This window comes from Lentilitoribacter sp. Alg239-R112 (assembly GCF_900537175.1).
GTDB lineage: Bacteria > Pseudomonadota > Alphaproteobacteria > Rhizobiales > Rhizobiaceae > Lentilitoribacter.
In genome coordinates, this window is record NZ_LS999833.1 from 2,659,013 (window position 1) to 2,673,213 (window position 14,201).

General features: G+C 44.2%; 9 protein-coding genes. 3 read left to right on the forward strand and 6 right to left on the reverse strand.

Annotated elements, in window-relative coordinates; all coding sequences use genetic code 11:
• Positions 1-142: 142 nt before the first annotated feature.
• From G3W54_RS13085 to G3W54_RS13105, 5 genes are all read right to left on the reverse strand, one after another.
• Complete coding sequence (locus tag G3W54_RS13085; RefSeq protein ID WP_162653462.1) at positions 143-4,435, reverse strand: translocation/assembly module TamB domain-containing protein; 4,293 nt, start codon at positions 4,433-4,435, stop codon at positions 143-145.
• Entirely contained in the window at positions 4,432-6,351 is a 1,920-nt protein-coding gene (locus tag G3W54_RS13090) for an autotransporter assembly complex family protein (RefSeq protein WP_197742834.1), read from the reverse strand. Before G3W54_RS13090 ends, G3W54_RS13085 begins: the two co-directional genes overlap by 4 nt.
• A 181-nt stretch (positions 6,352-6,532) precedes the next feature.
• The gene (locus G3W54_RS13095; protein WP_162653463.1) at positions 6,533-7,729 is read right to left on the reverse strand and encodes an MFS transporter; all 1,197 of its coding nucleotides are present in this window, start codon (positions 7,727-7,729) and stop codon (positions 6,533-6,535) included.
• Positions 7,730-7,850: 121 nt separating this feature from the next.
• Entirely contained in the window at positions 7,851-9,056 is a 1,206-nt protein-coding gene (locus G3W54_RS13100; protein ID WP_162653464.1) for an FAD-dependent oxidoreductase, read from the reverse strand.
• Between the two features lie 154 nt (positions 9,057-9,210).
• Positions 9,211-9,987 carry a transporter substrate-binding domain-containing protein gene (locus tag G3W54_RS13105; RefSeq protein WP_162653465.1) on the reverse strand — a complete coding sequence of 259 codons (777 nt, stop codon included), beginning with the start codon at positions 9,985-9,987 and terminating at the stop codon, positions 9,211-9,213.
• A 133-nt stretch (positions 9,988-10,120) separates the two neighbouring features.
• Here G3W54_RS13105 and G3W54_RS13110 point away from each other — a divergent pair, with 133 nt between their 5' ends.
• Positions 10,121-10,864, forward strand: a complete 744-nt coding sequence (locus G3W54_RS13110) for an amino acid ABC transporter ATP-binding protein (protein WP_162653466.1) — start codon at positions 10,121-10,123, stop codon at positions 10,862-10,864.
• Between the two features lie 10 nt (positions 10,865-10,874).
• Positions 10,875-11,645, forward strand: a complete 771-nt coding sequence (locus G3W54_RS13115; protein WP_162653467.1) for an amino acid ABC transporter permease — start codon at positions 10,875-10,877, stop codon at positions 11,643-11,645.
• Positions 11,646-11,701: 56 nt separating this feature from the next.
• On the opposite strand, the gene G3W54_RS13120 is transcribed toward G3W54_RS13115, so the two are convergent.
• Positions 11,702-13,204, reverse strand: a complete 1,503-nt coding sequence (locus tag G3W54_RS13120; RefSeq protein WP_162653468.1) for a CoA-acylating methylmalonate-semialdehyde dehydrogenase — start codon at positions 13,202-13,204, stop codon at positions 11,702-11,704.
• 96 nt (positions 13,205-13,300) lie between these two features.
• On the opposite strand from G3W54_RS13120, the gene G3W54_RS13125 reads away from it, so the two are divergent.
• The gene (locus G3W54_RS13125; RefSeq protein ID WP_162653469.1) at positions 13,301-14,200 is read left to right on the forward strand and encodes a LysR family transcriptional regulator; all 900 of its coding nucleotides are present in this window, start codon (positions 13,301-13,303) and stop codon (positions 14,198-14,200) included.
• The last annotated feature ends 1 nt before the right edge of the window (position 14,201 follow it).

Genomic DNA, 14,201 nt, shown 5'->3' on the forward strand with positions numbered 1-14,201 from the left:
TGTACCTTTGAGAGTTCCCACTATAGTTCATAAACCACAAAAAATGAAATCGAACTTGTTTTTTCTTCAATTACTCCAGCCGTTTAACACAATTTCTATCCGTGACTACTGGCCAGACTAAGTTATAATAGTGCAAATGTAGTTAGTAGTCTTTCTCAAAGAAGATGCCCAATGATGACTTACCATCGGAGCCAACCGAACCACGTGCCGTCAAACTATCAGTGATATCGAGATTTATTGTTGCCTCGGTTTCTTTACCCGCTTGCACACCCAGATACACATTATCAGAGATATATTTTCCTGCTTTGACGGCCGCATTACCTTGATCATCTTGCACAATATCAACATCATCAAGACCAGTGCTTTTACGCAAACCATCAACAAGCGACGGACTATTTCCTCCGGTTAATTCACTTGCAACAGATGCAAGTTTTACGATCTGAGCCGGAGATAGATCAGTCAAATTTCTGCCAAATATGATTTTGGCTAAAACTTCATCTTCAGGTAGTTCAGGGCTGGAAGAAAATGTTACTTTCAGGTCTGATGCGGTTCCACGTAATTGAATAGAAGCTAATGTGTCTCCTGCTTGCGTGGTCGCAACAAAGTTGAGTAACGGGTCCAAGTCACCCGCAAGCGTTATAGTTCCGCTCTGCAGGTCAAGACGTTGCCCTAACAGAGAAAGGCGTCCGCGACGTAGTGTAAAGCTTCCCAACGGTACGATATTATCGAGTGAACCGGAAAGGCCAAGACTGCCTCCAAGCTCTGCATCCAAACCACGACCTCTGACAAAGATTTGATTTGGAGCATTAATATTAAGTTGGAGTCTTATGCTTGCGCCCTGATTGCCAGTGTCTTTTTGCGGTGTTACAGCCTTAACTCGATCAAGTGTTTTTTGAACTTTTTTATCGGCATTAATATGCTCTATATCAACCAAGTTAATCTCTGAGGCAAAACTCTCTGGCACGACTATTTCTGTACGCCCGAGATTTAAATTCCCAGATAGTAAAGGTGTAGCTAGAAGGTCACCATTTATAACAAGGTCGCCGTTCACACTTGTGTCAAACGTTTCACCATCACTGTACTTAGCCGAACGCATTTGAATGTTCAGGTTTGCAGGTAGTTGACCAGTTAACCCAACACGACCACTGGCAGAAACAGAACCACCACTTGCAAAATTGCCGCTAAAAGTAACATCTGCTGATTTGGACTTATCAAGTTTCAAGCCAACCCGAACGCCATTTATGCGTAGATTTGACAGTGGGTCGACAATTGTTCCACCCTCCAGCGAGACCTGACCAGACGCATCAGGATTGTTCAACGAGCCTGACACCTTTGCTGAGAGCTGCGCTATTCCGCCTAATTGCGTGCCCCGATCGATTAGAAAAATATCGGCTATCTCGAGTGGCGCCGTACCATCAAGATTGATATCTAACCCACTATCAGAAAGAGGGATTTTACCATTTGCATTTATCGCAAGCGCTTGTTTGTTCTGAATTCTAAAACTTGTCAGTGACACAACATTATTCGCAAAACCTCCATCACCCGAAAAGCTTAATGGAGAAAGCCCGAAACTCGTCATCTGACGAGTAGTTACACCCTGGCCATTAGCGTTGAATGCGATTTTGAGATTATCAGATGATCCTGAAATCTTCGCACTTGCGCCCACGATACCATCTGCACCCAAACTTGCCTGCAATGCATTAGCTATATTCAGAGGCAGTGATTGCGCAATGATGTCAATATTAACCTGCTCATTTGCAATCCCTTTCACTTCAATAAATCCACCGCCAACGTTCAACTTAGTTGGCTCAATCTGAATAGATTTGCTTTGTAGTGTGATGCGGCTCTGAGAGGCCAGTGCGGCATTGGCTATATTTGATTTTAGTTCAAGTTCATCAATCAGAACCTCAGTTAAATCACCAACTTGAGTAACACTACCAGACGTATTCACATGTGCCGAATTTCGCGCAAGTTCAGAGACCAATTCAAATTTGGTAAGCGAGCCTTCATTATCAATTCTAGCTGATAAGTTCTTTGCCTCAATACCCCCGACAACAATTCCCAGTGCACTAACAACTGCATCTACTTTGGGCTGGTTTAATAAATCTTGAGCCTTAAAATTAATATTGGCACTCGCAATTTCCAGAGCATCAACACGAAATGCGGCCGCACCAAATTCACCGCTTGCCGACTGTATATTATTGTTTGCTGCATTGAGTGTGAATTTACCATCAATAGATCCAGATGCTTCAATCAACCCAAATGCTGCGATGGCTGAGATATCCTGACTTTTAATAGTAAGGTCAGACTGCATTAATCCCGTTGCTTTATTCCTTGCAAATCTGCCTTTGATATGGCTCTGCCCTACTTGAGCAATAAAGTCATCAAGACGAACTGCTATTTCATCCAACTCTAAATGACCACTTATGCTGACTGCATGTTTTGCCAAAGTCCCCCTCGATGAAAGCTGACCTTTAAGATCAGAACCATTTGTTTGGCCTTCAAATATTAAAGCCAGATCGCTCACGTCTTGCTTTGCAAGTCGACCATCTGGCAAACCAAGTACGACATTCAAATTGAATGGAGATTGCTCCCCAAGTAAATCGATATCTAATGCAGCCTGTCCTGACGAATCTTTATCAAGCACATTTATATCAATGATCTTCGCTTGGGCAGATAAATCAGCAACCTCACTCGATAGGTTGCCGTTGATCGTGACGTTCATCTGTCTATTTTTTAGTGATAATCCATCAACCACTAAACCATCTTTCCCACGTGCAACTTTGCCCGTTAGCTCTGTCGCACCTTGAAGCAACTGATCTAGTTGATCGGACCCACTTTTCAGGTCTTCTCCACGCCCATCAATAGTCAGATTAAACCCGCGGCTAAAAGGCAGTACATCCCCATTAACTGCTAGTTTAACTGAACCATTCAAATTAGTTTCGGTGACAGATGAAAAACTGTTTAGATCATCCGCCTCGACAGTAACATTCCCATTAAACGTATTATCAAAGAAGGCGCCGCTTGCGAGTAGCTTATATGTCTCGCCAAGAATATTGAAACGAGATATTTTGACAGGTGAGTTAGATTGCCAGTCACCATCAAATTGTAGCTTTATACTTCTGCCAATTGCCTCAGCCAACCCTTGATCAGGAGATGCAATTTCACTGGCCAATCCATCTACATCAAAACTAATTTCGCGCGTTTTGGTCTCATTTTCTGTCAAAATAGTGCCGAACGCATCTATCATCACATTCTTGATCGAAACATCCTTACTGGCATAGTCAATAAGATTGAGTTTACCATTCCAGATATTCTGCGATGTAGCATCATAATTGATATCGAGACTGGCAGATTGAATAGTGCTTTTATTCGTATCATCCGGCAGTTGGAGCCGTTCACCGGAAGAACTGCCCAACTTGCCTTGCAATTTCAGCGCATTTAAAAAACCATCTGATGTCATGTTAGCACTTGCGAGTAACTTAACTGCACCAGAATTCAGATTTGAGTTTAGCAATCGAAATCCACCATCATTCAAAAATGCAAACTTCGCCTTCAACTCACTTTGCTCACCAAAAAAAGCACGTTGATTTTCGGGTAGTACTTTCGACAATGGACCATTTAAATTGGCACTAACATGCAAACCGTCCTGAACATTTGCAAAATTGGCATTTCCATCCAAGATACGCTCATTCGCAACGTCAAATGCCAGAACAACTTCGAGTTCAGACAGAGGAGCGTTCCCTGCGATCTTCAATTTAAGAGGTGGCTTCTGAGGAATATTCATTAACGAGGCGATGATACCATTCTCTGGTTCACTCAGATCAACATCTAAAAATAACGTTTTGGCTTTACCCTCGTATCGCGCAATTGCCTTCAATTCACCGCCAATTTCATCCAGTCGATTAATTTCCAAATCGAGATCAAATGATCCCTCATCCAAGATCATTTTTCCGGCAATACTGACCTTAGATGCAAGGTCAATGACATCTGGGCCAAACTCAACCAACGGCAAATCCAGATCTTCCAGCAAAACAGCAACTGGTAATTCCGGTATAGCAAATGAACCGCTTTCGGGTGCGGGCAAGCCTTCTTCGGGAAGAGGCTTACGAAGAATGTTAATTTTCTCGGCTTTTAATGTATCGACAACCAAACGTCCACGAAGCAAGGCCGATCGTGTCCAAACTAGTTTTGGTTTTGATATCTCAAGCCAAATACCGTCAGCATCCGATATTGTAATACTATCCAACGATACGTCCGATGATAAAGCCCCATCCAAACCGTTAAGTTTGATCTGATAGCTCGGTGATGATATTTGCTCTTCGACATATTTGATGAGTGCAGAACGTTCATTATCCTGACTATATACAACAAGCACTCCAACCACTAACGTCGCCAACATTCCGATAAATGAGATAATCGCTTTTTTAATCAAAATGCCTGTCCTATACCGGCAAAAATACCAAATTTTGGATCACCACTTTTGGGATTAATTGGCACAGCAAGATCCACTCTAATAGGCCCTAACCCCGTGTAATATCGCACACCAAGTCCGGCGCTTACTCGAAAATCTTGAGAAAAATCAATAATCGGATCTTTGCCAACAACGGCGGCATCCGTAAAGGCAACGACACCAAAACTATCGTTAAGCTTCTGTCGCAATTCCACGCTTGTTTCCAAAACTGAACGACCACCAGAAACATTGCCTGAATTGTCAGTTATACCAATATTGTTAAAGCCAAACCCGCGTGCTGATCCGCCTCCGCCGGCAAGATATAAGAAGTTTGTTGGCACTTCACTACGCGTAGGCCCAACAAGCGTCCCGATTTTGGCGCGAGCAGCCAATACCGTTTTTGCTTCTTTATCAACGGCATAATAGGCTCTTACTTCCGCATTTACCCGTGCACCTGCATTTTTAAATTTTGTTTCATAAAACGGTTTGGCATCAAGTTTTGCGAAAATACCGTCCGTTGGTTCTATCTTGCTGTCTCGACCATCAAAGGTCACATTCCCGGTTAATCCCAGCGTTGAGAAATTTCGTGTTCCGAAAGCATCTTTAAAGCGTGAATATTCGTAAAATCCACCGCCTTCGACGCTAATTTCATCAGTATATATATGAGATAGAACTGAAGAGCCGCCACCTGTTTCGCCTTCAAATGCAGTATTGAACTCTCGGGCAGCAAAGAGATTAGAAATCCATGTTGTGTTTGGTGTGAAGACGCCAGGCTTTGTAAATGTGGCACCGAGTTTAAAGTCCAGTTGATTTACATTAAAGCTCGAACCTAGTCCCCCAATTTCACCCTCAACCCGAAGTCGCTCTGCTTTGCCCAACAGGTTTCTATGTAGCCAGAAAGCACTCAAGCCCACACCATCTGTAGATGAGAGCGTTGCTCCCAAACCTACTCGACGCGGTTTCTTTTCCTTAACTGACGCATTTATTGGTATCGAACCATCGGAGTTCATATTCTCACCAGTTTCAACTTTTCGAACTGAAAACACATCAAGCTTATCAAGGCGTTTCTTCGCACGTTCGATATCATCAGGATCATATTCTTGGCCCGACCGCAAACCAATCATATATTCGATGAAATCCCGATCAACATTTTCCGCACCATCAACGGTAACGCCGCCATAAGTTGCTTTCAAACCTGGGTCGATACTCAGACTAACATTGAGTATATTCTCATCATGGTGGGCTTTCACACTTTGGGTGCCAATTTTGGCGTTCGGATATCCTTGCTGCCGCCAGCGCTCTATCTCAAACCGGGCAGCAGAGCCAACATGACCCGCTTTTGCAATATCCCCCGTGGCAACAAACAATGAAGTTGGTCGCTCAACGATGTCACCTTTATCAGTGGTATCAGGTGCCTGATTGAAAATTTCGAACTTGCCAAACCGATAGATATTGCCGGAATCCACCTTGATTTGGACTGTAGAATTATTAGGAATCTCGTCACCGGGCTTCAGGTCAGAAGCTTGCCGTCCATTGACACGAATAGAAATCTCGCCACCGTAAAAACCTTCATTATAAAGGCCAGCCAATATTCGTCGATAATCGCCTTTCGCACGTGTAATCAATCCCGCAGCACCGGCAACTGCCTTATCCTCTCCTCGGACAAGCTCAGAGGTTGATTTTAAGGAGTTTTCCAAATCCTGGGAGGCAACACCATGGACAGTAAACTGAACGGTATAACTTTTTGGATCAATAACATCCGCGTTGTCACCCTCGGCATTTTTACAAGAACCACTTAAACAAAAGCCAAATAATTCCAGCGCACCGGCCTGGGGCAACGCTACAACATTGAGCATTATTATCCATGAGGCCAACATGGCCTTTCTGCTCTTCGTCAAGTTGTTCTCTTTCCAAAAACGCTGGCATACAATTACGCATAATAAAAACACTAAAATTGTAGCCTAATCATGGTTTATATTTGATGAATTACACATCTGACGTCAACTTAATGTGTTTCAATACGAAAATTATTTCTAAGAAAGTGAGTATTTGTCTCGAATATATGAAACATGACACCAGCTACATTCTACTCTTTTCATACCTATAAAGCTTAAGCATAGACCAAGTACCTACAAACGGACCTAAGGCCAGGATAGAAAATGTCCAGCGCCAACTGCCAAATATGTTGGCTAAATGCGGCATCAACCAAACCACGAAAATGGTGATAGCAAAGCCTACACCCATCTGAAACGCCAATGCTGTTCCAATAAATGATGTGTCAGCATTTTCACTTACCGATGCCGAAAATTGAGCGCTGTCAGCAACAACAGTGAAACCCCAAATTATTGCCACAACAAAAAACAGCCATGCTGGGCCATCAAAAAATACGCCGATCAAAATCGCACAACTGCCAGAGATAATCATACATCCGGCAGTCGTCAGGCTTCTTCCAATTTTATCTGCAACAACACCAGCGATAACACAACTCGGAGCACCCAACGCGACCACACAAAACGTTAATACTGACGCATTCCAATCGGAAACCATGCTTTGTTTTGCAGCGATAGCGTAAGATAAAAACCACGCCCACATTGCATATAACTCCCACATATGGCCGAAATACCCAATGTTCGCGAGCATAACAGGCCTATCTCTTAACATTCGGCCTAGTTGACGAGGATTAACCTTAGCTGGCGCAGGTTTATGCGGACCCTCTTGCAACAAAGCGATGAAGATTACTGATCCTACTATGCAGCCAAGTGTACTAACCACAATGACCGATTGCCAATCGAACCCAAATTCGACAGCGCGAATGAAATGCGGCAGAGCAGAACCTAGGGTAAGCGCCCCAACCATTGTTCCCATTGCAAGCCCTCTGCCCCTGATAAACCAACTTGCTATAAATTTCATGGCAGGTGGATAGACACCCGACAACGCAATACCCGTTAAAAACCTCGACACGATAATCCACGTCGTACCTGGCTCCAACAAAATGATTGCGTTCGCAAGGCCCGCGCACAGCGCAGAGCATGCCATCAACCTTTGCGGGCGAACAACATCGGCCAATGATAAAATACTGGCACTAAGAGCCCCAACTACAAAACCTGCCTGTACGCCATTTGTAAGCCATGCCAGCTCACTTGCATTTAAATTGAACGCGTCCTGAAGATCGGGAATAATAGCCGTTGCTGAAAACCAGGTTGTCAATGTGAGAATAACGCCCAAAGCGGTAATTCCCATCACGATCCATTTGTTCTTCTCTTGATGTGTTGCCATCAAAAAGGCTCCTCTGAGCCAAAAGGCCTCACGGTTAATTCCGCAGACCATAAAGGTATCGATCGATGCGTCAATCAAACAAAGATGAAAATAGATAACACTTTTGAGAGCAATAACTGGTCTACATCAAAGACTTCAGATCTGTTTCTGGATTTGCGATCAGCACCGGATCGGGTGATTTTCCATTTTCTATCAAGCGTCTTCCAATCATAAATTCGCGAGGCGCATTCATGGCATCCACAGCCAAAAGCGTCTCACCCGCATAATACCAATGCGATATGGATTGAGGTTGCGCATTACTGCGTACAACAACACGGTCAAAACCCGTATTTAGTCCAGCAATTTGTAATTTAATATCAAACTGGTCAGACCAGAACCATGGCTTGGCAACATATTCTGTCTGCGCACCCATAATATTCCCAGCAATCGCTTCTGCTTGGCCAATTGCATTGGGGACACTCTCAAGTCGTATGCGTTTATCATTAAATGGAAATGAAGCACAATCTCCCGCTGCCCAAATATGGGGATGAGATGTGCGGCCAAACGCATCCGTCTCAATGCCATTTTCAATTTTAATACCGACATCTTCAGCCAAAGTAATATTAGGGCGAATGCCAATACCCACAAGGACAAAATCTACATCGAGTGTCTCGCCATTCGAAAGTTCAGCACCATGTACACTGCCCTCTCCAATTAATCTGTTCAAACCAACACCCTCATGGATCGTCACACCATGACTTTGATGAAGCTGACGAAAATAATCGGATGTTTCAGGTGCCGCTACGCGCTGTAGGATGCGATCAGCCATCTCTACAACAGTGACATCAAGGCCTTTCTTCGCAGATACCGCTGCGGCTTCCAATCCGATGTAACCACCTCCGACTATCAAAACCTTATGTCCTTCGACAAACTCGGGCGCCATAGCATCAATGTCAGCAAGTGTCCGGATGGAATAAACTCTTTGTAGTGAACCACCCATCGACGTTGGCAGTGCAATTGGTGACGACCCAGTCGTCAAAATCAACTCATCATAATTTAATGTCTCATCGCCAACACAAACAACTTGCTTAGCTGGGTCCATCGACTTTACCGTTGCTCCTAAAATAAGGCGAATATTATTGTCTTCATAACTAGCCTTCGGCTTTAATAACAATCGATCTGTTTCCAGCTCACCGAGCAGATAGGCTTTTGATAATGGCGGCCTTTGGTAGGGCGCATATGCCTCTTCACCAATAAGTGTAATGGAACCCTCATAACCAAGTGCGCGAAGTTTGAATGCCGCAGAGCTACCAGCTTGCCCAGCTCCAATGATAATAATATTGCTCATCCGTAGTAATAGCCTCTAGATTTCGACATATTCGTCATCGTTCGTAATACACATAACTATTTGCAAGAAAATATATGTTCGGCAACAAAAACCGCAGAACTTTTATAAGCTCCACGGTCTTTATCACAGAAACAAGTTTAGTGTTGAGGTGTAATCATAGTCCCCATTTTGCGGCAGTCGCCTCAAAGAAGCCTTGTGTTTTTTTCAACTCAATCCAACTGTTGATGTAGTTAATCCAAACCTGGTCATCTTGCGGCAAAAGCATAGCAATAGGTGTAGGTGCACGTGCTGTCGATACACCGATTTGACGTAAATTCGGGAACTTCGTCAACAATGTAGAACCTTCAATATTCGACGTGATGAAGACATCTGACCGGCCAGACAAAACTTCTTGGAAACCGCGCGCAGGCGCTTCAACAACCGTGATCTCTGAATCAGGGAACCATTCACGAACGCTTTTTTCAAATGTCGTACCAAGCGTTGTTGCTACCTTCACATCGCCTTTATTGATTGAATCCCAGCCACTAAAACGAGCCGCTTTATCATCAGTCGTAAAAGGCAGGATTTCAACAGAAATGTAGCTATGTGAATAACCCGCAGCTTTCAAGCGCGATGGGCTAATTGAGGCAGAACCTGTTGCATGATAGTTGCCGGCAACAACACCATTGACCAGTGTTTTCCAATCTGTTGGCACAAATTCAAGCTCAACGCCCAAATCTGCCGCAAGTTGCGTCATAACATCAATATCATAACCTTTATAGGAATTAGTTGCTGGATCACGAACCGACATCGGATTCCAGTCGCCAGTCGTCCCGATTTTCAAGACACCATTGCTCAGGATATCATTCAGTGCTGATTGAGCATTAGCAGGTCCGGCCATTGCAAAAGTGATGCAGGCCAGCGCTAGACCCAATCGTTTCATTAATCGCATAATATCGATTCCTCTTTAAATAACTTTTTGTTTATTTGCATTGTCGCATTATCTCACTACGAGTTCTATTTTGTATAGCTTTACATGAAAATCAAGTAACAATAACGCTAGCCGACATTTCGAGGAGAGCACCATGTCAGAAAATGAACTAGCAATTGAGATTTCGGCGTTGAACAAGTGGTACGGTGATTTTCAAGCACTAAAAGATGTGAATCTAACTGTTGCAAATGGCGAACGCATAGTCGTTTGTGGCCCTTCTGGCTCTGGAAAATCTACATTAATCAGATGTGTAAACTCTTTAGAAGAACGCGATTCTGGAAAAATTGTAGTCGATGGAATTGAGATGAAGTGTCAAACTTCAGTAAATGAGATACGTTCTGAAGTCGGTATGGTTTTTCAACAGTTTAATCTCTTTCCTCATCTAACAATATTAGAGAACCTAACACTCGGTCCGATCAAAGCACGTGGAATGTCCAAAACTGATGCTGAAGAACGAGCCATGAAATATCTCGAACGAGTGCGCATTCCTGATCAAGCACACAAAAGGCCAGCGGCTCTGTCTGGTGGACAACAACAACGTGTCGCAATCGCAAGATCTTTATGTATGGAACCAAAGATCATGCTTTTTGATGAACCAACATCTTCACTTGATCCTGAAATGATTTCAGAAGTGTTAGACGTGATTGTAGATCTTGCTGAAGAGGGAATGACAATGATCTGTGTTACACACGAGATGGGCTTCGCGCGCCGTGCCGCTGACAGAATGATTTTTATGGATTATGGCGAGATCATAGAAACGGGAACACCGGAACAATTTTTTGAAGCACCTAAAACAGAGCGCTGCAAGCAGTTCTTGAGCCAGATTTTGCAACACTAGGTACAACCCAATGAAAATAAAAGTCATTCTCTCATTCATTGCCATCTTGTCCCTAACAGGCTGTGCTTCAAATTCTGGAAATTGGGGGTGGTATGTCATCGATCCCACGACACCCAACGGCTATACCAACATCAAATTCTTGTTAAACGGCTTTGGCTCGACAATCTTGTTATCAGTGATTGCCGCCATACTATCGATGGTTATCGGTATGGTCGTGGCATTGCCGGGTATGTCTGGCAATCGATGGGTGCGTTTGCCATCGCGAACCTACATCGAATTTGTACGCGCAATTCCGCTATTGCCGATGCTTTTCTGGGTTTTTTACGGACTTCCGGTCGTGCTAAAGTCAATAGGAATTAACATAAGCATAGATGCCTTCTGGGGCGCCATTATCACATTGGCCATATCTGACAGTGCCTTTACCGCCGAGATCTATCGCTCGGGCATCCAGTCGATAAGCAAGGGGCAGACGGAAGCTGCAAAAACGGTTGGACTAAACTACGCGCAAACCATGCGTTATGTTGTACTACCACAAGCTATCAGACGCATCCTGCCGCCATTGGCAAATCAATTCATCTACATTGTTAAAATGTCCGCATTTGCATCTGTCATCGGAATGCAAGAGCTCACCCGCCGTGCCAACGAACTTGTGGTGACTGAATATCGCCCACTGGAAATTTATACGCTTTTGATTTTAGAATATCTGGTTCTGGTACTTATCATAAGTTTTTTTGTTCGATGGCTAGAACGCAAAATGGGCTCCGATGAAAGCAAACAATAACAAAAACGGCAGCTAAAAATAGCTGCCGTTCTACATTTATATTTATTGAAATAACTCTAGCCAAGAGTTGGCATTGTAAATTCAGGATCAGACCTTTGACCAGACGGCCAACGTGTTGTCGTGGTTTTAATTCGAGTATAAAACCGAACACCTTCCATTCCGTGCATATGATGATCGCCAAAGATGGAAGCTTTCCATCCACCGAAACTATGAAACGCCATCGGCACTGGGATCGGAACATTGATCCCAACCATTCCAACTTCAATGTCTTGACTAAAGTTCCGCGCTACATCCCCATCACGGGTAAATACCGCAGTACCATTGGCATATTCATGACCATGGATAAGATCAACTGCTTCCTGATAAGATTTTTTACGCACTACTGACAAAACAGGGCCGAATATTTCTTCCTTATAGCAGGTCATATCTTCGGTCACATTATCAAGCAAAGTTCCTCCGATGAAATACCCATCTTCATATCCCTGCATATCCTGCTTAAAGGTACGGCCATCGACAACAACTTTTGCGCCTTGTGCTTCACCACTATCGATATAGCCACGAACTTTATTAAGGTGCTGTTCTGTGACCAACGGCCCCATTTCAGACGTTCTATCGGCAGCTGGGCCAACTTTAAGTGCTTTAATCTGAGGTTCCAGCTTTTCTATCAGCGCATCAGCCACCGCATCCGTTACAGGAACCGCAACAGAAATAGCCATACAACGTTCGCCAGCAGAGCCGTATCCTGCACCCATCAGCGCACTTGCCGCCATGTCTAAATCAGCATCAGGCATAATGATCATATGATTTTTGGCACCACCAAGCGCCTGAACGCGCTTACCATTACTTGTACCAGTTTGATAAATATATTGCGCAATCGGCGTTGAACCAACAAAACTAACAGCTTTGACATCTGCATTGGTCAAAAGCGCATCAACAGCCTCTTTATCGCCTTGCACAACATTAAACACGCCATCTGGCAGACCAGCTTCTTTCAGCCATTCAGCCATTAATAGTGAAACAGACGGATCACGTTCAGATGGTTTGAGAACAAACGTGTTACCCGTCACCAATGCGATAGGCCACATCCACATAGGAACCATTGCCGGAAAGTTAAATGGTGTAATCCCTGCACAAACACCCAGTGATTGGCGGATCATATGACTATCAACACCAGTACCGACATTCTCAGAAAATTCGCCCTTTAAGAAACTTGGTGCGCTTGTCGCAAATTCGACAACTTCCAAACCGCGTGTCACTTCACCCAAAGCATCATCATGGGTTTTGCCATGTTCAGATGAGATTGCCTCTGCCATTTGATCCGCGCGTTCCCACAAAATGGACTTAAAACGATCCATTATTCGAGCGCGACGTAATGCTGGTGTTTTCGACCACTCAGGCCAAGCAGCTTTAGCAGCAGCAACAACTGCATCGACTTCGGCAGATGAAGCAAGCGCGACAGTCTTTTCCGACGTTCCGGTAGCAGGGTTAAATACGGGCTGCGAACGTCCGGATGTACCAGCGACGAAAGCGCCATTCATAAAATGAGCAATCTCAGTCATATTATTCTCCTTTGGTTGCCGCCAACTTATCGACATTTAATATCCGCGTATATATACAATAAGCATGACTTGATATTCATAAATGTAGGTAACATCATGAACTGGGACGATGCAAAATACTTCTTAGCAGTCGCACGCGCAGGCCAAATGTTAAGTGCCGCAAGTCGGTTGGGTGTAAGCCAAGCTACGTTAAGTCGCCGTATAACATCGCTCGAACAGGCTTTGGACTGCAGATTATTTGATCGCAGCACAGGCGGCTGTATTTTGACCAATAACGGCAATATGCTTTTAGAGGTAGCTGAGCGAATAGAAGCAGAGTTCATCAACGTTCCCACATTGGTAAGGGGTTCCCAAAGTGATGTTTCAGGCACAGTTCGAATTGGTGCACCCGATGGTTTCGGCGTGGCTTTTCTATCCCGACACCTGCATCATTTAACGACGGAAAACCCTGACCTTGATGTCCAACTTGTTCCCATTCCCCGGAGCTTTTCCTTATCACAACGGGAAGCTGATATTGCCGTTATGGTAGGGCGGCCAGAAAAGGGACGCCTGCTTTCACGAAAATTAGTAGATTACTCGCTTGGGCTTTATGCATCCAAAGCCTATCTGGAGCAGTCGGGAATACCCGCCACCTTAGCTGATTTATCAGAACACAAACTTATCGGATATGTAGAGGATCTCATCTTTGCACCTGCACTAAACTATACCTCCGACTTCTTACGCGGTTGGCATTCCAAAATTGAGATATCCAGCGCTCTGGGCCAGTTCGAGGCTGTTAAATCAGGTGCCGGAATTGGCGTCCTACATGATTTCATGGCATTATCCGACGAAAGCATAGTGCGCCTATTCCCGCAAAACTCAGTCCACCGCAGCTACTACACCGTTTGGCATGAAAGTATGAAAAACACACGCCGAATTGCCACCGTTGCTCAATTTCTTGATAAAATTGCACTCACCAATAAATCACTCTTTTGTCCAGAGTTTGCAAACTCATAAA

What these genes read in the sequence shown, in the direction of transcription:
- G3W54_RS13095 (WP_162653463.1), bottom strand. Translation starts at nt 7,729, where the DNA reads ATGGCAACACATCAAGAGAAGAACAAATGGATCGTGATGGGAATTACC.
- G3W54_RS13100 (WP_162653464.1), bottom strand. Translation starts at nt 9,056, where the DNA reads ATGAGCAATATTATTATCATTGGAGCTGGGCAAGCTGGTAGCTCTGCG.
- G3W54_RS13105 (WP_162653465.1), bottom strand. Translation starts at nt 9,987, where the DNA reads ATGCGATTAATGAAACGATTGGGTCTAGCGCTGGCCTGCATCACTTTT.
- G3W54_RS13110 (WP_162653466.1), top strand. Translation starts at nt 10,121, where the DNA reads ATGTCAGAAAATGAACTAGCAATTGAGATTTCGGCGTTGAACAAGTGG.
- G3W54_RS13115 (WP_162653467.1), top strand. Translation starts at nt 10,875, where the DNA reads ATGAAAATAAAAGTCATTCTCTCATTCATTGCCATCTTGTCCCTAACA.
- G3W54_RS13120 (WP_162653468.1), bottom strand. Translation starts at nt 13,204, where the DNA reads ATGACTGAGATTGCTCATTTTATGAATGGCGCTTTCGTCGCTGGTACA.
- G3W54_RS13125 (WP_162653469.1), top strand. Translation starts at nt 13,301, where the DNA reads ATGAACTGGGACGATGCAAAATACTTCTTAGCAGTCGCACGCGCAGGC.